General features: G+C 64.2%; 19 protein-coding genes. 16 read left to right on the forward strand and 3 right to left on the reverse strand.

Annotated features, from left to right (window positions below; genetic code table 11):
* Positions 1 to 90 precede the first annotated feature (90 nt).
* The 6 genes from AC1DJW_RS13580 (at position 91) to wsfD (ending at position 6,154) form a co-directional block, all read left to right on the forward strand.
* Positions 91 to 1,377 (forward strand): PVV-CTERM domain-containing choice-of-anchor G protein, encoded by a 1,287-nt coding sequence (locus AC1DJW_RS13580; protein WP_390282255.1) that lies wholly within the window; start codon positions 91 to 93, stop codon positions 1,375 to 1,377.
* Between the two features lie 48 nt (positions 1,378 to 1,425).
* Complete coding sequence (locus AC1DJW_RS13585; RefSeq protein ID WP_284752428.1) at positions 1,426 to 1,611, forward strand: hypothetical protein; 186 nt, start codon at positions 1,426 to 1,428, stop codon at positions 1,609 to 1,611.
* Positions 1,612 to 1,707: 96 nt separating this feature from the next.
* Positions 1,708 to 3,069 (forward strand): glycosyltransferase family 2 protein, encoded by a 1,362-nt coding sequence (locus AC1DJW_RS13590; RefSeq protein ID WP_390282256.1) that lies wholly within the window; start codon positions 1,708 to 1,710, stop codon positions 3,067 to 3,069.
* Positions 3,069 to 3,644, forward strand: a complete 576-nt coding sequence (gene xrtS / locus AC1DJW_RS13595; RefSeq protein ID WP_476901645.1) for an exosortase S — start codon at positions 3,069 to 3,071, stop codon at positions 3,642 to 3,644. The genes AC1DJW_RS13590 and xrtS overlap by 1 nt, the downstream gene beginning before the upstream one ends.
* A 34-nt stretch (positions 3,645 to 3,678) precedes the next feature.
* Positions 3,679 to 4,494 (forward strand): septum formation family protein, encoded by an 816-nt coding sequence (locus tag AC1DJW_RS13600; protein WP_476901646.1) that lies wholly within the window; start codon positions 3,679 to 3,681, stop codon positions 4,492 to 4,494.
* On the forward strand, positions 4,487 to 6,154 hold the full coding sequence (gene wsfD, locus AC1DJW_RS13605; protein ID WP_476901647.1) for a glycan biosynthesis hexose transferase WsfD: 1,668 nt from the start codon (positions 4,487 to 4,489) through the stop codon (positions 6,152 to 6,154). Before AC1DJW_RS13600 ends, wsfD begins: the two co-directional genes overlap by 8 nt.
* Here the strand turns inward: wsfD and AC1DJW_RS13610 are convergent.
* Genes AC1DJW_RS13610 through AC1DJW_RS13620 form a run of 3 tightly spaced genes read right to left on the reverse strand, consistent with a single transcriptional unit; the run spans position 6,151 to position 9,136 of the window.
* Complete coding sequence (locus tag AC1DJW_RS13610; RefSeq protein WP_476901648.1) at positions 6,151 to 6,798, reverse strand: hypothetical protein; 648 nt, start codon at positions 6,796 to 6,798, stop codon at positions 6,151 to 6,153. The two genes, wsfD and AC1DJW_RS13610, sit on opposite strands and share 4 nt — an antisense overlap.
* A complete protein-coding gene (locus AC1DJW_RS13615) occupies positions 6,795 to 7,940 on the reverse strand; it encodes a hypothetical protein (RefSeq protein ID WP_476901649.1) in 1,146 nt (381 codons plus the stop codon). Before AC1DJW_RS13615 ends, AC1DJW_RS13610 begins: the two co-directional genes overlap by 4 nt.
* Positions 7,941 to 7,951: 11 nt before the next feature.
* Positions 7,952 to 9,136 carry a sensor histidine kinase gene (locus tag AC1DJW_RS13620; protein ID WP_390282262.1) on the reverse strand — a complete coding sequence of 395 codons (1,185 nt, stop codon included), beginning with the start codon at positions 9,134 to 9,136 and terminating at the stop codon, positions 7,952 to 7,954.
* Positions 9,137 to 9,310: 174 nt separating this feature from the next.
* Here AC1DJW_RS13620 and pcrA point away from each other — a divergent pair, with 174 nt between their 5' ends.
* The 10 genes from pcrA to AC1DJW_RS13670 all read left to right on the forward strand — a co-directional run.
* Positions 9,311 to 11,827 carry a DNA helicase PcrA gene (gene pcrA / locus AC1DJW_RS13625; protein ID WP_476901650.1) on the forward strand — a complete coding sequence of 839 codons (2,517 nt, stop codon included), beginning with the start codon at positions 9,311 to 9,313 and terminating at the stop codon, positions 11,825 to 11,827.
* 250 nt (positions 11,828 to 12,077) lie between these two features.
* Positions 12,078 to 13,247 carry an ADP-forming succinate--CoA ligase subunit beta gene (gene sucC, locus AC1DJW_RS13630; RefSeq protein ID WP_284752438.1) on the forward strand — a complete coding sequence of 390 codons (1,170 nt, stop codon included), beginning with the start codon at positions 12,078 to 12,080 and terminating at the stop codon, positions 13,245 to 13,247.
* Between the two features lie 13 nt (positions 13,248 to 13,260).
* On the forward strand, positions 13,261 to 14,163 hold the full coding sequence (gene sucD, locus AC1DJW_RS13635) for a succinate--CoA ligase subunit alpha (RefSeq protein ID WP_184737777.1): 903 nt from the start codon (positions 13,261 to 13,263) through the stop codon (positions 14,161 to 14,163).
* Positions 14,164 to 14,734: 571 nt separating this feature from the next.
* The gene (locus AC1DJW_RS13640; protein WP_476901651.1) at positions 14,735 to 15,367 is read left to right on the forward strand and encodes a hypothetical protein; all 633 of its coding nucleotides are present in this window, start codon (positions 14,735 to 14,737) and stop codon (positions 15,365 to 15,367) included.
* A 322-nt stretch (positions 15,368 to 15,689) separates the two neighbouring features.
* Positions 15,690 to 15,908, forward strand: coding sequence for a hypothetical protein (locus AC1DJW_RS13645; protein WP_476901652.1), 219 nt, complete (start codon positions 15,690 to 15,692; stop codon positions 15,906 to 15,908).
* A gap of 296 nt (positions 15,909 to 16,204) precedes the next feature.
* The gene (locus tag AC1DJW_RS13650) at positions 16,205 to 16,609 is read left to right on the forward strand and encodes a tautomerase family protein (protein ID WP_476901653.1); all 405 of its coding nucleotides are present in this window, start codon (positions 16,205 to 16,207) and stop codon (positions 16,607 to 16,609) included.
* Between the two features lie 210 nt (positions 16,610 to 16,819).
* On the forward strand, positions 16,820 to 17,854 hold the full coding sequence (gene iolC, locus AC1DJW_RS13655; protein ID WP_476901654.1) for a 5-dehydro-2-deoxygluconokinase: 1,035 nt from the start codon (positions 16,820 to 16,822) through the stop codon (positions 17,852 to 17,854).
* On the forward strand, positions 17,851 to 18,780 hold the full coding sequence (locus AC1DJW_RS13660; RefSeq protein WP_476901655.1) for a Cgl0159 family (beta/alpha)8-fold protein: 930 nt from the start codon (positions 17,851 to 17,853) through the stop codon (positions 18,778 to 18,780). The genes iolC and AC1DJW_RS13660 overlap by 4 nt, the downstream gene beginning before the upstream one ends.
* A gap of 20 nt (positions 18,781 to 18,800) precedes the next feature.
* Positions 18,801 to 20,729, forward strand: a complete 1,929-nt coding sequence (iolD, locus tag AC1DJW_RS13665) for a 3D-(3,5/4)-trihydroxycyclohexane-1,2-dione acylhydrolase (decyclizing) (RefSeq protein WP_390282270.1) — start codon at positions 18,801 to 18,803, stop codon at positions 20,727 to 20,729.
* Positions 20,730 to 20,788: 59 nt separating this feature from the next.
* A partial coding sequence (locus AC1DJW_RS13670) for an aldehyde dehydrogenase family protein (protein ID WP_476901656.1) occupies positions 20,789 to 21,218 on the forward strand: 430 nt, incomplete at its 3' end.

The raw sequence follows: 21,218 nt of genomic DNA on the forward strand, positions 1-21,218 counted from the left end.
TGTTTACTTTCTCCACGGGGGACGTGCGTTCTCCGAGGTTTCCGTTGCAGCGCGCCCGGCGTGATTGCAACTCTCACGAGGGGGCAATACTTGAATACCAGACACAGGACATGGTCCGCCGCGGTGGGCGTCAGCGCCGTCGTAGCGTTGGGTTTCGGCCTGGCAGCGGCACCATCAGCTACTGCCGGACCGACGGACATTATTTCCTCCGGCAGCGGGCAGATCATCGACGGCAGCGTCCTTGCCATGCCGAACTTTGCCGGTTTGGCATCCAATGGCGCGGCAACGGCGCAGCAGATCGGCACTCCGCCATCCGGCCCCGCCGTCATTGAAAGCAGCACCCCGCTCGACCTTTCCGCCGCCTTCGGCATCGTGAACGTCGGTGCGGGAAACATTCCGTTGCTGGGCAACAACGGCATCATCCAGCTGGGGGCCGTCAGCCAGTACGGCAAGGCCGTCAATGACGGGTCCTCGGCGGCGTTCTCCGGTACGGTTTCCGGCGCACCGGGCCTCGTCACTTTACCCGGCGGCCTGCCGACGTCGGGAAGCCCCAGCATCCCGGCGGCTGAAATCAAAGTGGGCACGGCCAACATCCTTGGTGGCGCCGACCTCGTGAACCTGGACCTGAAGATCACCACGCTGGCCGCGGCCGCCAAGCAGGACCAAGGAGCAGCCCCAGCCGGCGCCTATTCCGTTGCCGGCGTATCGGCTGATCTTCGCGGAACGGTCATTGGCGGAGTTGCCGGCACGGTTGGTACCGCCATCAACACCGCCAACCTAGTCCTGGGTCCTTTGGGCGTCACCGTGGCGAATCCTGTTGCGGGTGGCACGATCTCGATCACCGAGGCAGACCTCCTGGCCGTTGCCGGTGTGCCGAGCCTGAACGCCCTGCCCCCTGGCACCGACCTCGTTTTGTTCCTGCCGCAGGCGGTTGCCGCCAAGATCACCAGCCTGGTCAACTCCACGCTGGCTAGCGCGACCGCTGCGGTCAACGCCCTTGGACCGATTGCGCAGATCACTGCCGGCCCCGCACTGGCCGTCCTGACCACCGCCCTGAACGGCGTCGTCTCGGGTGTGTCCTCGACCATCGTGACCCCGCTGTCCAATGCCTTGACCGCACTGGTCTCGGCCAAGGTCAACGTTCAGCAAAGCAGCGGGGGCATCTTTACCGAGCGTGCGCTCCAGGTGGGCATAGCCGGCGGCAGCATCGCCACCGTCAACCTGGCCAACGCCTCCGTGGGTCCGAACCTGCTTGCTGCAGCAATCCCGGTGGTCAACAACGACACCCTGGCCATCAGCGGCGCAGCGGCATTGCTGGCGCTGGTTTGCTGGTTCCTCTTCCGCGCACGCCGTCGGACCGCGGCTCCGGCCGCCTGATTGCGCCTGCCCGCAACCAGACAAGAACAACGGAAGGAACTTCGCAGCATGTACGGAAATAGTTTGGCGACCGGGGGAGCAGTGGCGGGCGGCGGTACCCTCGCCGCCACCGGAGCGCCGGCACTTGGTTGGGTCATCCTCCTGGGCATTGCGTTGTTGGTTGCCGGATTTGTGGTCCTGCGCAACAGCAGGCTCAAGACCGCGAAGCGGGCTGCCAGCCGCAAGGATTCCTAGCTGCATCATCCGCGGGGCGGCTCTACCTCAGGGGCCGCCCCGCTTCAACTTTTCTTGAAACGGCCGTAAACAGCCTCAAAGCACTATCGGGGAGACATGTCAGTACTCGAGTCCGCCCAAGCCCTGGCATTCGTGTTGTTGGTGGTGTTCCTGGCCTACATCAGCGTGATCCTGGTTCCGTTTCTGCGTAGGACGCCGGATCCGGAGGGAACACCGGGAGGCTTCACTTGGCACGTGTTCATTCCGTGCCGCGACGAGGAAACCGTGATTGGGAATACCCTGGCGAAGCTGCGGGGACAATTTCCTGAGGCTCACGTTTGGGTTGTGGATGATGCCAGTGAAGACGCCACGGCCCACGTCGTGCAGTGCGCATCCGAGACCGACCCCTTGATTCACCTTGTTCGCCGTGTTCTCCCGGACGCCCGTTCTGGCAAGGGGGACGCTCTGAACGCTGCATACCGGGCCCTGGACGATTGGCTGCCTTCCGGCGCCGACCGTGAAACGGTGATCGTCATGGTGCTCGACGCCGATGGGCTGATGTCTGAGAATGCGTTCCGGCAGGCAGCCGGACCACTTGCCTTCGGGGACCCTGAGGTTGGAGCGGCTCAGACCGCTGTGTGGATGGCCAATGTGGACGACCCGGCACTGAAGACGGCTACTGGATTCGGACGCGTGAAGCAAGGCTTCGCCCGATACCTCATCCTTATGCAGGACATGGAGTTCCGCACGACCATCGCAGCCATGCAGTCGCTCCGACGCCACACGTTGACCGTTGGTTTGGGCGGCAACGGGCAGTTCACCCGTCTTTCCGCCCTCGACACCATTGCCAGGACCTCCGGGCAACCGTGGCACGGGGCCCTCCTGGAGGACTACGAACTCGCGATCCACGTGCTGCTGAGCGGCTACAAGACCGTATACATGCATGATGCCCACGTGTCCCAGGAAGCACTTCCGGGGCTTCGCAGACTGCTGACCCAGAGGACCCGCTGGTGCCACGGCGGAATGCAATGCAGCAGTTACCTGGGGCGGATTTTCGAGTCTCCGTACTTCAGCAACATCGGGGCTATCGAATGCAGCTATTTCCTGGTCCAGCCGTTCATCCAGATCTTGGGCCTGGTCTTGTGGCCCACGCTGTTCATCACCATGGTGGCCCAGGGTTCCCTGACGATGGGCGGCTTCCAGGCCTGGCTGGCGGCATCCTGGTTCATCATCCCGCTCATCATTGCAACGGGCATCGCGCCGTTCGCCTTGTGGGGTCCCGTCTACCGCAAGCAGGCAGCCCCGGATAAAAGCCGGCTGGTAGGAGTCCTGTGGGGAGTTGGCTACTGGCTCTACATGTACCAGAACTACGTGTCCGTGCTGAGGGCAACCTACCGCTTGGTCACAGGACGCGACAGCTGGGCGAAAACCCGGCGCAACAATGAGAACGACGCGCAGCTGTTAGCGAAGGAAGCCTAGTGACCACAAGTGTCGAATACTCCGCAGGGCCACAAGGGCCGCATGCTCCTCGCGCCGCAACCATCCGGGCGAGCCAGGGCGGGATTCTCCCCGGCCTGGCATGTTTGGCGATGGCTGTCCTAGCCATGCTGCAACAGGAAAGCATCCGTAGTTTCGAGGCCTGGGCCATGGCCTGGGTGTTCGAGCGGGTCCTCGGAGGCTCGTCCTACAGCGTCCGCGACATCATCTTCCACAACATCGGCGGTGGGCAACCCTTCGGACTGGAGGTGACCGGATTGTGTTCCAGCGCGGTGCTGATCGCCCCCGTCCTGGCCTTGTCCGGCATCTTGTTCCTCATGGGCCGCATAACCGTGCCACGATTGGCCCGCGCCGCTGCCTTGGCGATGCTGATTGTTGTTGTCAGCAACGGCTTGAGGTTCTTCATGATTGCGAGTGCACAGCAGGCCTGGGGTGAGCAGGGGTTCAGCATCATGCACCATTTCCTCGGTTCTTTTGTGGTGATCACCGGCTTTGTGGCGGCCATCATTGTCTTGGTCCGCGCAGGCAAGGCCACCCGGGGGCGGCGTGCCGCGTAGCTGGGCGAAATGGGCTGGATCGGGGGCTGCAGCGGTGCTGCTCGCAGGGGTCCTGAGTGGATGCAACCAGACCCTTCCCGGAGCGGCCACCGGCAACCCGGCAGTGGGCGAGTGCCACTTGATTGTGTCCCCGGAGCAATTCGACGCCGTCAGCGAACCGAGCCCGCCGGTTCCCTGCACGGAGGCGCACACAGCCCAAACCTACAAGGTCGCGCGAGTTCCGGCTCCCTTGTCGGGGCGGGGAACAAGGCCGGGCCAACAGGAACTCAAGGCGCTCACCACGCGCTTGTGCGAAGTTGCCACGCTCCGGGCGTATCTCGGCGCCCGAGAACGCGACGGAACAACCGGGCTCGCCATCGCGGCGTACGCTCCGAGCCGTGACGACTGGGAACGCGGTGCCCGGGCCGTGCGTTGTGACGTGCTCCTCGCCGCGGACGATGGCACTCCACAGACCACCACCCTGGATCTCAAGGGCGTGCTGGCCGGCCATGATTCGGCCGCTTTGCGGCTGTGCTACAGGCAAGAACTCGCGGACGGCCGGCTGAACGACGACAGCGTCGATGTTCCGTGCAGCGAGCCCCACACCGCGGAGGACATCAGTGCGTGGTTCAACCTGGAGGGCAGCGTGGCCACTCCCGCCGCGCGAAACGCGCGCTGCCTGCCCTACGCCTTGCAGTTCCTCGACGTTGACGCGCTCCCTGCCGGAATCACGCTGCGTCCGATCATCCGGGCGGTGAACGGCGCTCGCACGGTGCGGTGCGCCGTCGCCGTCTCGCAGTCCAATGTGCAGTCCAGTCCCGGCACCATCACCGGCACGCTCGCGCCGACGGGAGGGCGGAAGCGTGGTTGACTCAAGACCGGATGTCGCGAAGCCCGGGCCGCCCGGGCGGTTCGCCCCGGAACCGCTCCGCCGGAAGAACGGGACCGCGAGCCCGCTGCGCTCCGCGGCAGCATACCTGGCCAGCACTTTCGGCCCGGGTGAGGTGGGCTCGGGCGCGCTGAGGCCACCCCGCCCGCGCGGCGTTGCCCTATCGTCCGGCACACTTGCCGCTCTCGTCATGATCCTCCGCTTATTCCTGCCCCGGACCGTTGGTATGGCCGACGACGGGACCGGTCAACAGCTGCTTTGCTCGCTGGGGGTCCGGAACCTCCGGTCGTGGGGCTATACCGAGTTCACGCATTTCATCCATCCGAGCTGGGTACCGCACCAGTACCACGGTGAAGCTTGCGGCTTCACTGGATCCGGAGAGCCCGTCTATTCCTCGCAACTGCTGGTCTTGTGGCTCGGCAAATGGCTCACGCCGGTGTTCGCTTGGGGAGCGGGCCTGGATACGCGTGCGGTGGGGATTGCATGCTGTGTTGCCTTTGGCGCCCTCATCGCCGGACTCGTGGCTGCGTTGCCGGGGCGGACACCGTTCCGGGTGATGATCGCTGCGCTCGTCACGCTGGTCACGGCGGACGGGGTCTTCGCGGATTTCTTTGTGTCGCCCTACCGCGAATCCGCTGCGTTCCTGGGCACACTTGCCTTGGCAGTGGCGCTGCTTCGCTACTGGAACGACGGACGGCCACGCTTGGCTTCGGTGCTGATGGTGGTCCTCGCGGCCGCATTTACGATCTCGGCCATGCCGCAGATGGTGTCCTGGTTGCCGGTGATTGCCTTGGCGCTCCTGTGGTTGCCTGTGGACGAACGACGGCGGGCGTCCGCCGCTCGCGGTCGACGGCGGACGGGCTCCGGGAGCGCCCGACGGCGGGCGGGCTCCCGGCGTCGCCGGTGGAAGGCGTTCGTGGTGCCCTCGGCAGCCGTGATTGCCATTGCAGGAGTTGCCGTCGCGTTCCTATCGGTCGAGCCCAAGCGCGCCACGGAAGTGAATCTCTACAACACCGTCTTCGCGTCGATCCTGCCCAACAGCCCGGATCCGGTCGCGGATTTGAAGTGGCTGGGGCTGGACAGGAGTTTCGTGACGGCAGCGGGCAGCACGATGGATTCCATCAACTCAGCGGTCTACAACCCGCATTACGCCCAGTTCGGGGAACAAATCAATCGTGGCAAGATCGCCGCCTTCTTTGCCACCCACCCGGAACGGCTGATCGGCCTGGGGGAGCGGGGAATCACCGCCCTGCTCACGCCCGAATTCAGTAATGGGGGATCGTACATGGCGGATTCGGGCCAAGGTCCCGGCGCCAAGGAACGCCGGGTGCCCGTTGTCCTGGGCCTGTACACGGCGCTGAAGGCAGCGCCGGTTGCGTTGCCTGGCCTCCACCTGTTGACGCTGCTTTTGGGGTTCGCGGTCGCCGCTCGACGGAAGTCCGGAATAGGACGCCTTGCCGTGGTGATGGTCCTCGGCTGCTGGGCGCAGTTCTGGGTTGTCCTGATTTTTGAGGGGCAGCCGGAGATTCACAGCCGGATGATCGTGACCGGATTCATGTCGGCATTGTGCGTTCCGCTCTTGGTGGCCTTGGTGAGCATTCTTGCGTCGAAATCGCCGCAGCCGAAACCGCACGTCGTCTAGCTCAGCCAGCCGTCTTTTCGAAGCTGATCCTGGAGGCTGATGATGTTTCCCACGCTGAAGCCGGCGGCTGCGTAGCGCTGCCGGACCCGGTGCAGGTGGGACTTGACTGTCTGCTGGCTGATCGCCAAAAGCTCCGCCACCTCCCTGACGCCTCGAGGCGTGGGTCCAAGGTACAGCTCCACAAGCCGCCGTTCCCTGACTGACAACTCGACTCTCCTGCCGGCCGCTGACTCAAGCAAGCCCCTGATGTCCGGATGAAGATATCGCCGGCCGGATGCCGCCGCGCGGATCGCAGCCGCGGTGTGGACCGGATCGGCGGACTTCGGCACAATGGCCAGCGCACCGGCGTCGAGGGCTGAGTTGATGGCCGTCACAGGCTGTTGGTCCGCCAGCAGGACCACTTGCGTCCCCGACGCCCTCAGCGACGACACGATAGCGGCAAGATTCGGGGCTTCGTTTTCGTGCAGTTCACCCACGACGGCGACATCCGCCTTGCCGGCTCCGTCACCTTGGGGCATACGGGAGCCGGGAGTCCAGGAACAGGCCCCGGCCAGGACACGGATTTCCGGTGCATTGAGGAGAAGCCACTGCGACAAGGAGTCGATCAAGAGCTGGTGGCGGTCAATGAGCAGAACGCGGGTCAACGTCGCCGCCCCGCTGTGTCAACCACGATGCTGCAGCCCTCACGGTCATTGCGCGCTTTGGCGCGCCCCAGCGAATCCAGTTCGGTCCACAACAGAGGCGAGAGGTGATTCTTGTGAACTCCGCCGATGCGCCATGTCAGTCGGGCGTCGTCATGGCCGGCCTTCTCAGCAAAGAAGTGGATGCGGTGTGCCGCCCCGGACCGTGGAGCGGTGCCGCCCTGTTGCGTGCCCCGTAAGGTGGCGCCCACTACCATCAGCATGGTGGCAGCCAGGATGGCCGGGCGTGAGCTCTCCGGCAGCTCTTCCACCACGTCAGTGGGCTGGGCAATAACGACACTGCCGCCCAGGCCCTCCAGTTCCAATGCCTCCTGGAGCCAACTGTCGGACCATTCCTCGAGTAGCAGTTGGCGCAAATGACCCCCGAGCTCCCTCGCTTCCCGGGCCATCGCGGGGTCCAAAGGCAGGGACCGTGCCCGCGCCACCTTGGCAATCAATTCATCGATCCGGGTCTTCGTGATCGACAGTTCGAGCTCCTGTGCGGACGTTTTGGCGTTGATGGCCCGCGTCAAGGCGTCGAGCCGCTCGCTCAGGCCGCACGCGCCCTTCCGCTGGATGGCGTCCCTGCGCAGTAGCACGCTCACCGTTCCGACCACACCGGGAAGGAGCGAAAGGAACAGGATGTTCGATGTCGTCCGCCCGTCGGCTCCGGGAGTGACGGCGTAGAGGGCTGTGTTGATCGCCGCCGTCGCGAGCGTGAGGGTGACGAATCCACGAAGATTCCAGAGATGGGACACAAGAAGGACAGCGACGGCGGAGAGCAGTGCGTTCGCCCCAATCAGGGCGAGCCCGGTCTCCTGCACGGCAGCCAATGCTGCGCAGCAAGCGGAAGAAATGGCCAGTACCAGCCACGTGGCGCGCAGATTGGCCAGCCAGCCCCGCGGGGTGGCGGCATCGGATGCCTGGAAGGCGACGACGAGCCCCAACAAGTCCAGGCCGGCAGCCAGGACGTGCCAAAGGGCAGCGCCTGCCTTGCTGCCTGCCTCAAAAGCGAGATAGAAGTTGAGGATCCACAGCACGATGCAGGCTGTCGCCAGAATTCCACGGGACACGAAGAGGGGCCCCTCCACGCTGGTCCGCGACATAGCCGGCATAGTCACGCGGCCACCGCTTCGAGCAGGATCGTGGTTCCTCGTCCAGGCGCGGAAAAGACCCGCGCACGTCCACCGGCATCGCGCATCCGGGCGAGGACGGATTCCTTGACGCCCAGCCGGTCGGCGGGGAGCGTCGAAGGGTCAAATCCACAACCGGAATCGCTGACTACCACTGACACGTGATCCGAGGTCCGTGATAGCAGGACATCCACATGTCCTGCGCCGGCATGCCGGTAGGCGTTCAGGATGCATTCATCCACGGCCGCCAGGAACGCAGCATGGACAGGCCCGGCCAGCGCTCCGGTCATCCCGTGGATCTCCACGCTGAAGCCGTCCCGCGCCCGTTTCTCGGCGATTCGCCGCAACCGAACCGCGAGCTCGCCAGGTTGCGGGGTCTTGGAGGGGGTCGAAGCGCCAACGTCGACGCCGGTCCACCCTCGCAGCGGGAGTCCCGGCCGGGCCGCCGTTCCCGAGGAGGCGCCGGCGTCGAGCATTTCTCCCAGTTCCTCCGAGGAGAGACCGGCGCCTTGGCGGCCGATCACGGTGAGGGTGCGCAAGGCCGTGTCGTGCAAATGCCTCGCGTTCCAGGCCACGGAACTGCGTCGGTTCTGTGCCACGATGTGGGCAGCCACGGACTCCTGGCGCACGGCGAAATCTCCCCAATACAGGGCCAAGGCGCGTGGTCCGCCAAGCCGCATCGCCAAGGTGATGATCCACGTCGCGGCCAGTATGAAGGCGCTCGCGGGACGGACGCCCACCGCCGAGGCGGAGATCACCGTGTATCCCAGGACCACCAGGAACGCCAAGAATGTGAACAAGATCGAGCGCCAGGTTTTGCGCATCGAGAGGACGAGGACCGAGCTTGCCGAGAGGACCAGCGTGTAGGGGAGAAAAACGGGGTTGAACTCGTCGCGTTGTTGTTCGGAGCCCAACAGTTCCGCGAGGAGGATCAGCCCGAGCAGAACCGCCAGGCGCGAGGGCCACGCATCCGAGTGGAGCATAAGCGCGAAGCAGACGAGGACCGCGGCCAGGACAAGGTACGCAGCGACGAATTCCCAAGGCTGGAGCCGGTTGGCCGCAGCAAGGAACAAGCTTGAGGCAGTGGTGATGCACAACCCCAGGACGGTTCCGTATTTCGACACCACACCGGGGCGGCGCGTTCTCCAAACCCCTCGTTTTCCCCGCATGCCGTTCCTTCGGATGTGTCCCTGAGCCAGCGAACTTGTAGCTTCCAAGAAGCATAAGTGGGAGGGGGCTTCGGATCCTCGGTATTTCCCGGCTGAGGCAGTATTTGACGGAGACCGGGGAAAGATCATGCGGGTCCTTCAGTGTCAGGGCCACCGCCTAGACTGGTAAACACCATGGATATGTTGTTTGACCCGTACGCGGATGGCCCCTTCAAAGCTGCAAGCCGAGCTGCCACCAAGGCCGCTCCGGCCATGCTGTCGCGCGCCGGTGGCTCTGCGCCTGGTGCGTCCGGTGCGTCCTGGGGCGGCACGCCCGGCGGAGGGCAAGACGGAGGCCACTCAGGCTTGCCGTCTGCGGAGGCGTTGCTCCAAGGGTTGAATCCCCAGCAGGAGGAAGCCGTCAAACACGCCGGCAGCCCATTGCTGATCGTCGCCGGTGCCGGTTCGGGCAAAACCCGTGTGCTCTCAAACCGTATTGCGTACCTCATCGCCACCAGACGGGCCCACCACGGCGAGATCCTGGCCATCACGTTCACCAACAAGGCGGCCGCCGAAATGCGGGAGCGTATCGAGGCTCTCGTGGGTGGCCGCGCCAAGTCCATGTGGATCTCCACGTTTCACTCCTCCTGCGTGCGTATCCTGCGCCGCGAAGCCGCCAACGTGGGGCTGAACTCCAACTTCTCCATCTATGACTCCGCAGACTCCCTGCGGCTCATCACGCTCGTAGCGAAGAACCTGGACCTTGACCCCAAGAAGTTCGCGCCCAAAGCGATCCAGCACAAGATCTCGGCCCTCAAGAACGAGCTCATCGACGACGACGCGTTTGCGTCGAGCGCCAACTACAACGAACCTTTCGAGCAGGCCGTGGCCGAGGTCTTCAAGGGCTACACGCAACGCCTGCGCCAGGCCAACGCCATGGACTTCGACGACCTCATTGCGCAGACCGTCTACATGTTCCGGGCCTTCCCGGCGCTCGCAGAGTCCTACCGCCGTCGATTCCGCCACGTCCTCGTGGACGAATACCAGGACACCAACCACGCCCAGTACGCATTGGTCCGCGAAATCGTCGGCGAGGGTCCCCAGGCGAGCGAGCTGACCGTCGTCGGCGACTCCGACCAATCCATCTACGCGTTCCGCGGTGCGGACATCCGCAACATTGTCGAATTCGAGAAGGACTACCCGGAAGCCCGCACCATCAAGTTGGAGCAGAACTACCGCTCCACCCAGAACATCCTGAGCGCGGCGAACTCCGTTATTTCGCGCAACCCCAACCGTCCGGACAAGAAACTCTGGACGGCCGAGGGCGACGGCGAGAAGATCATCGGCTACGTGGGGGAGAACGAACACGACGAAGCCCAGTTCATCGCCAAGGAAATCGACCGGCTCCAGGACGAGGAAGGCCTGCGTCCCGGCGACGTCGCCATCTTCTACCGCACCAACGCCCAGTCCCGCTCCATCGAAGACGTCCTGGTCCGAGTCGGACTGCCGTACAAAGTGGTGGGCGGCACCCGCTTCTACGAGCGCAAGGAAATCAAGGACGCCCTCGCGTACCTTCGCGTCCTGGTGAACCCGGACGACGACGTCAACTTGCGTCGCGTCCTCAACGAACCCAAGCGGGGAATCGGCGATCGTGCCGAAGGTGCCGTGGCGGCGCTCGCCGAACGCGAACGCACGTCGTTCATGACTGCGGCACGCAAGGCAGACCAGGCTCCCGGAATGGCCACCCGCTCCGTGAACGCGGTCCTGGGCTTCGTGAAACTCCTTGATGACCTGGCCGAGGTGGCCTCGGGGTCCGGGGCCGCGGCAGCTTTGGAAGCTGTCCTGGAACAGACGGGGTACCTTGCCGGGCTCCGCGCCAGCACCGATCCGCAGGACGAATCGCGCGTGGAAAACCTCGCCGAATTGGTGGCAGTGGTCCGGGAATACGAGCGCGACAACCCGGAAGGCTCGCTGGGTGAGTTCCTGGAGCAAGTCTCCCTCGTAGCCGACGCCGACCAGATCCCCGACGCTCCGGAGGGATCCTCCGAGGACGCTGCGGCCGCCGTGGCGGAGGCCAAGCGTATGGGCGTGGTCACTCTCATGACGCTCCACACGGCCAAGGGCCTGGAATTCCCCGTGGTCTTCCTGACCGGCATGGAACACGGACTGTTCCCGCATCAGCGTTCAGCGACGGATCCCAAGGAACTGGCAGAAGAGCGCCGCCTCGCCTACGTGGGCCTCACCCGTGCACGGAAACGCCTCTACGTGACCCGCTCGGAAGTGCGCAGCATGTGGGGCCAGAGCCAGTACAACCCCGCCAGCCAATTCCTCGAGGAGATCCCCACCGGTCTCGTGGAGTGGAAGCGCGAGGGCACCTCCCGCCAAGTGAGCGGCTGGGGGAACGCCCCCATCGGTTCCGGGCGCTACGGCGGATCCTTCTGGGGTGCCGGCACCTCTCGCGGGGCTGCCGCCAGCGCTACGGCGGGCTTCAACGCCGACGTGCCGGCCGCCGTCGTACGCAACCGCGTCCAGCCGCAAAAGGAAGTGGTCGCCGTCGTCGTGGGGGACAAAGTGAACCACACGAGCTTCGGCAACGGCACCGTGATCGGCGTCGAAGGCGCCGGAGACAAGACTGTGGCGAAGGTGAAGTTCGACGTCGGCGAGAAACGGCTGCTGTTGCGTTACGCGCCGCTGACCAAACTGGATTCGTAGCGGCTGTTGAAGCCGGAAAACCGCGTCATATAGCGGTTTTTCTACGGTCGATAGAAGTGTGTGCTTACTCACTTAACAGGTACTGTAGAACCGGCTGGCCTCCCCGGGGGGCTAAAGTTCGAGAGGAACTTGCGCAATGTGACCGGCTGTTTGGCGGCCGTTCGATGCGCACCTATCCGCAGCCGGTTTTCGCGGTCACCGTGGTTTCCGGCTGTACAGAAACTACTTCGACGTAGAAGGACACTAAACCGTGGACCTGTTTGAATATCAGGCGCGCGATATGTTCGAAGCGCACGGTGTACCCGTGCTCGCCGGCATCGTGGCGCACACTCCTGAAGAAGCAAAGGCTGCTGCCGAGAACATCGGCGGCGTGACCGTCGTCAAGGCGCAGGTAAAGGTCGGTGGCCGTGGCAAGGCTGGCGGTGTCAAGGTCGCAAAGTCCGCTGACGAAGCGCTTGAGCACGCCACCAACATCCTTGGCATGGACATCAAGGGCCACACCGTCAACAAGGTCATGATCGCCCAGGGCGCCGACATTGCTGAGGAATACTACTTCTCCGTCCTCCTGGACCGAGCCAACCGCAACTACCTGGCCATGTGCTCGGTTGAAGGCGGCATGGAAATCGAGCAGCTCGCTGTAGAGCGCCCCGAGGCACTCGCCAAGGTCGCCATCGATCCCGCCGTCGGTATCGACCAGGCCAAGGCCGACGAAATCGTCGCCGCAGCCGGTTTCTCCGAGGAACTGCGTGGCAAGGTTGCTTCCGTCATCCTGAAGCTCTGGGACGTCTTCAAGAAGGAAGACGCAACCCTCGTTGAGGTCAACCCCTTGGTCAAGACCGGCGCCGGCGACATTGTTGCCCTTGACGGCAAGGTCTCGCTGGACGAGAACGCCGGCTTCCGCCACGTTCACCACGTTGAACTTGAGGACAAGGACGCAGCTGACCCGCTCGAGGCCAAGGCCAAGGCGCAGGACCTCAACTACGTGAAGCTTGACGGCTCGGTTGGCATCATCGGCAACGGCGCCGGTCTTGTGATGTCCACCCTCGACGTCGTCGCTTACGCAGGCGAAAACCACGGCAACGTCAAGCCGGCCAACTTCCTGGACATCGGAGGTGGAGCCTCCGCTGAGGTCATGGCCGCCGGCCTGGACGTCATCCTCGGTGACGAGCAGGTCAAGAGCGTATTCGTGAACGTCTTCGGTGGCATCACCGCCTGTGACGCTGTGGCAAAGGGCATCGTCGGTGCACTGGCCGAGCTTGGCTCCAACGCCAACAAGCCGCTGGTTGTCCGCCTCGATGGCAACAATGTCGAAGAGGGCCGCCGCATCCTGGCCGAGGCCAACCACCCGCTGGTTACCCTGGCAGCCACCATGGACGAGGGCGCCGACAAGGCCGCCGAGCTCGCCAACGCAGCGAAGTAAGGGACGCAAGACTATGTCTATCTACCTCAACAAGGACTCCAAGGTCATCGTCCAGGGCATCACCGGCGGCGAAGGCACCAAGCACACCGCCCTGATGCTCAAGGCCGGCACCAACATCGTCGGCGGCGTCAACGCCCGCAAAGCCGGCACCACGGTGCTGCACGGCGACAAGGAAATCACCGTCTTCGGCACCGTCAAGGAAGCCATTGCGGAGACCGGCGCCGACGTCTCAATCGTCTTCGTTCCGCCGGCATTCACCAAGTCCGCCGTGGTTGAAGCCATCGAAGCAGGCATCGGCCTGGTTGTTGTCATCACCGAAGGCGTGCCGGTTCAGGACTCGGCCGAGTTCTGGGCACTCGCCCAGGCCACGGTGGACGCTGACGGCAAGCAGATCACCCGCATCATCGGCCCGAACTGCCCCGGCATCATCACCCCGGGCGAAGCCCTGGTTGGCATCACCCCGGCAAACATCACGGGCAAGGGCCCCATCGGCTTGGTCTCCAAGTCCGGTACCTTGACCTACCAGATGATGTACGAACTGCGCGACCTCGGTTTCTCCACCGCGATCGGCATCGGTGGCGACCCCGTCATCGGCACCACGCACATCGACGCCCTGGCCGCGTTCGAGGCTGACCCGGAGACCAAGGCAATCGTCATGATCGGCGAAATCGGTGGCGACGCTGAAGAGCGCGCAGCCGACTTCATCAAGGCCAACGTCACCAAGCCGGTTGTCGGCTACGTTGCAGGCTTCACCGCCCCCGAGGGCAAGACCATGGGCCACGCAGGCGCCATCGTCTCCGGCTCCGCGGGTACGGCCCAGGCCAAGAAGGAAGCTCTCGAAGCTGCAGGCGTGAAGGTCGGCAAGACGCCGTCCGAAACCGCCAAGCTCCTCCGCGAGGTCTTCGCAGCCCTGTAGTAGGACCCCGCGCAGGGTTTCCGCGCGATTGAACGACGACGGCGCCCGTCACCTTCCACGCGAAGGCGACGGGCGCCGTCGTTTAACTGCACGCTCGCTCACGTCTGGCGGGTTTTGGCCGAACGCTCGCTCACGTCTGGCGGGTTTTGGCCGAACGCTCGCTCACGTCTGGCGGGTTTTGGCCGAACGCTCGCTCACGTCTGGCGGGTTTTGGCCGAACGCTCGCTCACGTCTGGCGGGAGCGCCTCGCGGCCGTTTAAGGCCCGAACCTGAAGATCGCCGTGAGACGCCCGAGAACTCACACCAGGCGACTATCAAACACTCATTTTGGTGCTTTGGAGCACTCATTTTGTCGCTTAGGGACACTCATTTTGTCTTCATTGCAACCCAGCGGCAGAAACGATGGCTTAGCCTCAACCAAGGAGGCGCCGATCCTGGTAGATCAAAATACATAGGGGAACGGGACGAAAACAGTCGTATGGCTCTCTGAGGGCGCTCCGGGTCTGAATGTGCGAGACCCATCTCGACGCAGTGGCTAGTCCTGTTCTGGAATCAAAGATTGGGGAACGCTGTGAAGATTTGGAACCTATTAAGAATGGCACTTGGATGTTTTCTTGCCGTCGCGATTTTGACACCGAATGCGGCTACGGCTGCGACGGCTCAAGAAGCGAACGTCGAGCAACGGGCCGAAACTGCCCTAGAGGCGCTGGATCGCGTGTTGCCCGTCGATCAACCCGTTCATGCCGCAAGCTCAGAGCCAGACGGCACTCGGTTTCTGGCTGAGCTCACCGACACCGGTGCGCTTTCAAAGGCCTCGGGACACAGCATCGAGCTCCGATTTGTTGATGGGGCGGCAAGAGGGAAGCTCGCGGGAAACCAGAAGCGCGCAGTTTATGGTGCCAGCGGCAATGCCGTGAATTTTGCGGCTTCCGCAGATGGTGGGCGTTTCGCAGCCTACGCGATCATTCACGGTTCTGGTTCTCAAGGCTCGTTCGAGTACGAGTTCTTCGTTGATGGGGCCCCTGCGACTCTGGCTAAAGGATCCACTGGGCAAGTCCTTTTGAAGGATGCATCCGGGAGGTTGATGAACACGATTTCGCCTGCTTGGGCTGTCGACGCCACCGGTAAACAACTCCCGACGTTTTACAGCATCAGAGGCAACGTCCTCACTCAAACCGTTGAGCGTCCTCACTCAAACCGTTGAGCTCCGGGCTGCGTCGTATCCGGTAGTGGCAAATCCGGCGCTTAGTTGCGATTGGGCGCTGTGCACCCAGCAACTGAATAAGAATGAGACAAGTACTGTTGCCAACGTCGGAGGCGGCAACGCAGGAGCGTTTGGTGCGATGTGCGCCCTCGCGATGCCGTGGCTGGGTGTTGCGTGCCTGACATATGGGCTGGCGATTTGGAATACATCCGTGCACGCTCGTGACACGGGGCGGTGCTTGGGTATTCAATATGTGGGAACTGGCATGCAGGTTGTATGGCCGGTCATCTACAACGGCCCAAACTGCAGGTAGGAGGCCTCCATGCAAAAGAAAGATTACCAAGCCACTCTCGCCACGGGGTGGACCGGTTTGATTTTCTGGGTTCTTATGGCTGCTTGCATCTTCCTTCCTTGGTTGCCTGCCGTGCAGTCGATCCCGGGTGCCGTTGCGGGGCTTGTCATAGTGTCGGTTGGATACGTCTTTATCGTAGTTCCCTTGATCGTCAGCAGCGGAAACCCCGACTCGGGAAGGAGCCGCTGACCGTTCCAAAGCGTCTTCGGATAGGCAGCGCCCGTCACCTTCTCTGTGAAGGTGACGGGCGCCGTCGTTTTGTTTAACGGTTGGACAGCCCGGCGAACGTTGCAAGGACCGGCGCTCGCTCACATCTAGTGAGCGAGCGCTTGCCGTTCGGGCGCCATATATCCGAGCGAGCGCTTGCCGTTAAGGCCCCATAGGTGAGCGAGCGTCGCTGAGGGAGGGGCGCCACGGTGGCGAGAGCTTGTGGCGCGATTCGAGAGTTTGTTAGTATGTCAGGACAAACTATCGAAGGAGAGCAGATGCCCCTCGTCCGCATTGATGTCAACGAAGGCCGCACGCCGGAGCAGCTCGGTGAACTCAGCCAGCGAATCCACGACGCCATCCTCGCCGAGTACGGGATCCCCGAGCGCGACTACTTCCACATCATCACCGAGCATCCCCGGGGCCAGATTGTTGCCCAGGATGCCGGCCTGGGTTTCGAGCGAAGTTCCGGTGTGGTCATGATCCAGATATTCACCCAGGGTGGTCGGAGTCGCGAAGCCAAGCAGTCCTTGTTCGCCGCGGTCGCCGCCCGGCTCGGCGAGATTGGTGTCGCCGGCGAGGACGTCTTCCTGGGGTACGTCGAAAACACTGCCGATGACTGGTCGTTCGGCTTTGGCCGCGCCCAGTATGTCACTGGCGAGCTTGCCGTTCCTGCACGGTAACTCCGGCGTTTTGGAGCGGATTCACACCCGAATCACCGCGTAGTTTAGGCCGTTACGTTTCGTTGTAAATATGTCAGTACAAACCTTTGACAGGACATGAATTCTGGTGCAAAGTAGTGGTTGTGGCCCCGCTCACTGCGGGCCGGCAAAAGCACCGGAGCTCTCACCGTCCCGCAAGAAGAGTTCACTACAGAAAGGTCCGCGATCACCGTGACCCACGAACTGCTCACCATCGGGCGCATCAGCGTTGATATCTACCCGAACGACATCGGTGTGGGACTGGAGGACGTGCAGTCCTTCGGCAAGTACCTTGGCGGCTCGCCGTCGAATGTGGCTGTTGCCGCCGCCCGCCACGGACGCCGCTCCGGCGTGATTACGCGGACGGGCGATGACCCGTTCGGCATCTACCTGCACCGCGAGCTGCGCAAGTTCAAGGTCGACGACGGATTCGTCACCCCCGTGCCGGGCCTTCAGACACCGGCCACGTTCTGCGCGATCCAGCCCCCGCACGACTTCCCGCTCTACTTCTACGGACGGTTCCCCACCGCGCCGGACCTGCAAATCAAGGCCGAGGAACTCGACCTCGAAGCCATCAAGAACGCAGGCATCTTCTGGTCCACCGTGACCGGCCTCTGCCAGGAACCGAGCCGTTCGGCCCACCTCGCGGCCCACGAAGCCCGCCCCCGCACCGGACTCAAAGAGGGCCAGTACACCATCCTGGACCTGGACTACCGGCCGATGTTCTGGGCGTCCGAGGACGAGGCCCGGGCAGAGGTCGCCAAGATCCTGCCGCACGTCACGGTGGCCATCGGCAATGACAAGGAATGTGCCGTCGCCGTGGGTGAAGGAACCCCGGACGAGCAGGCCGATCGCCTCCTGGCGGCCGGCGTCGAGATCGCCGTCGTCAAGCTCGGCCCCGAAGGCGTCATGGCCAAGACCCGCACGGAACGCGTTGTCTCTGCGCCGGTCCCGGTGGAGACCGTCAACGGCCTGGGCGCGGGCGACTCTTTCGGCGGCGCCTTCTGCCACGGCCTGCTGTCCGGCTGGCCTTTGGCCCAGGTCCTGGACTACGCGAACGCCGCGGGCGCGATCGTCGCCTCCCGCCTCTCGTGTGCCGACGCGATGCCGACGCCGGAGGAAGTCACCTCGTTGCTCGCCGAACGCGGCCGCCTGACGCCGGCCGGCGCCGCCGGCACCGACGCAGCAGCTTCCCACGCAGCAGTTTCCGAAGGAGCAACACGTTGAGCTTCAATGATGACCCCCGCCGTTACGAGCACTTGAGTGCGATCCGGCTGGAAGATCCCGACGCCGTTGCCCGCGCCGCCGCCGCACGTCGCCGCCACCCGGGGCTCAAGTACGGCTCCCAGAACTTCATCGTCGCGGCCGACCACCCGGCTCGCGGCGCCCTGAGCGTCGGTTCGGACCCGACAGCGATGGCTGACCGCCGGACCCTGTTGGACCGTTTGCAGATCGCTTTGGCGAACCCCGCCGTCGACGGCGTGCTCGCGAGCCCGGACATCATGGACGACCTGCTCCTGCTCGGTGCGCTGGAAGGCAAGCTCGTCTTCGGTTCGATGAACCGCGGCGGCCTCGCGGGGCTGGTCAACGAGATCGACGACCGTTTCACGGGTCACACCGCAGCCGCCCTGGACGCCCTGGGCGCCGACGGCGGAAAGATGCTCACCCGGATCTGCCTCGGGGACCCGGACACCGCCAACATCCTGGAAGCCACGGCCAAGGCGGTGGACTCCCTCGCGGCGCGCAAGCTGATCGCCATGGTGGAGCCTTTCCTGTCTGTCCGCGAGGCGAACGGCAGGGTCCGCAACGAACTTTCCCCGGATGCCGTGATCAAGTCGATCGCGATTGCCGAAGGCCTGGGTTCCACGAGCGCCTACACCTGGATGAAGCTGCCGGTGGTGGCGGAGATGGAGCGCGTCATGGCGGCCACCACGCTTCCCACAGTCCTGTTGGGCGGGGATCCGGACGCGGGCCAGGACGAGGTCTTCGCGAGCTGGCAGGCCGCCCTTGCCCTGCCGGGGGTCCAGGGATTGACTGTGGGACGGACCCTTTTGTATCCCGCCGACGGCGACGTGGCCGGGGCCGTTGCAACCGCCGCCTCGCTCTTGAAGACGCCAGAGCTGCTGAAGACACCTGCGAAAGTATCGGAGTAAGAGTAATGTCAACGCGCAGAATGACGGTCGCCCAGGCGGTTGTCGAGTTCCTGTCCAAGCAGTACACGGTGGACACCGTCGGCGGGAGCGAGTACCGGGAACGCCTGATCCCGGGCACCTTCGGGATCTTCGGACACGGCAACGTTGCCGGTGTGGGCCAGGCCCTCAAGCAGTACCAGCAGCTCGATCCGAGCATCATGCCGTATTACCAGGGCCGCAACGAGCAGGCCCAGGCGCACCAGGCTGTCGGCTACGCCCGGCACACCCGCCGCCGCCAGACGTTCGCGATCAGCACCTCGATCGGCCCGGGTTCCTCGAACCTGCTGACCGGTGCGGCGCTGGCCACCACCAACCGGCTGCCGGTGCTGCTGCTGCCGTCCGACACCTTCGCCACCCGGGCCGCGGACCCGGTGCTGCAGCAGCTCGAGCTGCCCTACGCCTACGACATCACGGTCAACGACGCCTTCCGTCCGCTGTCCAAGTTCTTCGACCGGGTGTCCCGGCCCGAGCAGTTGTTCTCGGCGTTCCATCACGGCCTGCGCGTCCTGACGGACCCGGCCGAGACCGGCGCGGTGACCATTTCGCTGCCGCAGGACGTCCAGGCCGAAGCCTTGGATGTCCCGGAGGAGTTCCTTGCCGAGCGTGAATGGCGGATCCGCCGCCCCGAAGCCGACGACGACGACATCCGCCGCGCCGCCGAGGCCATCCGTGCCGCCAAACGGCCGCTCATCATCGCCGGTGGCGGCGTCCTTTACGCCTTCGCCAACGAGGAACTCGCCAAGTTCGCCGAACTGACCGGCATCCCGGTGGGCAACACCCAGGCCGGCGTCGGCGTGCTCCCGTGGGACCACCAGTTCTCGCTCGGAGCCATCGGCTCCACGGGCACGACGGCGGCGAACGCCATCGCTGCCGAAGCTGACTTGATCATCGGCATCGGTACCCGATACGAGGACTTCACGACGGCGTCGCGCACTGCTTTCCAGAACCCCGACGTGAAGTTCGTGAACATCAACGTGGCCGCGATTGACGCGTACAAGCACGGCACCGTGCTGCCGATCGTCGCCGATGCCCGCAAGGCCCTCGTCAAGCTCAACGCAGCCCTCGGCGGCTACCGTGTCGGCGGCGATCTCGAGCAGAAGATCGCGGCCGAGAAGAAGCGCTGGGACGGGATCGTGGATGAGGCCTTCGACACCCGGCACACGCCGCTTCCGGCGCAGAACGAGATCATCGGAGCCACCAACCGGGCCATGGACGAGCAGGACGTCGTCATTTGCGCCGCCGGTTCCCTGCCGGGTGACCTGCACAAGATGTGGCGCGTCCGGGACCCCTTCGGCTACCACGTGGAATATGCCTACTCGTGCATGGGTTACGAGATCCCCGGTGGCCTGGGCGTCAAGCGCGCCGCGTTGGCCGAGGCTGCTTCGGGCGGCAAGGACCGCGACGTCGTGGTCATGGTGGGGGACGGCTCCTACCTGATGATGCACACCGAATTGGTCACCGCCGTCGCCGAACGCATCAAACTGATCGTGGTCCTGATCCAGAACCACGGCTACGCCTCGATCGGCTCGCTCTCCGAGTCGCTGGGCTCGCAGCGCTTCGGCACCCAGTACAGGGTCCTGGACAAGGAACAGCACTCCTTCGACGCCGGCGAGAACCTGCCCATCGACCTGGCCCTCAACGCCGAGTCCCTCGGTGCGAAAGTCATCCGGATCGAACCGGGCGAGAAAGTCATTGCCGAACTGGAACAGGCCATCCGCGACGCGAAAGCCGCCCCGGAAGAGACCGGACCGATCGTCATCCACGTCGAATCGGACCCCTTGCTGGACGCGCCAAGCTCCGAATCCTGGTGGGACGTTCCCGTTTCGCAGGTCTCCGAACTCGAATCCACCCAGCAGGCCTACCAGATCTACACCGACCACAAGAATCGCCAGCGCAAGCTGCTCGGCTAAACCCCAAGCTCTCTTCAAAGCCACAGACCTCTTCAAGCCACAGACAAGGAAGTCCGCACATGTCGACGACGACCACCCTGACAACCATCAAGCATTTCATCAACGGTGTTGAGACCCCCGGCGCAGGTGACCGGAGCCAGCCGGTGTACAACCCGGCCACCGGTGCCGTGTCCGCCCAGCTGCGGCTCGCGAACCGGGCGGACCTGGACGCCACGGTCGCCGCGGCGAAGGCCGCGGCCGCGAAGTGGGGCGATTTCTCCCTGGCCAAGCGCACCGCGGTGCTGTTCAAGTTCCGCGAGCTCGTCGCCTCCCACGTGGACGAACTCGCGGCCCTGGTCACGGCGGAGCACGGCAAGGTCATCTCCGACGCGAAGGGCGAGATCGGCCGCGGCCTGGAGGTCATCGAGTTCGCCTGCGGGATCCCGACCCTGCTCAAGGGCGAGTACTCGGACCAGGTCTCCACCGGCATCGACGTGTTCTCCTTCCGCG

It is taken from the genome of Arthrobacter sp. 05L417 (assembly GCF_056397865.1).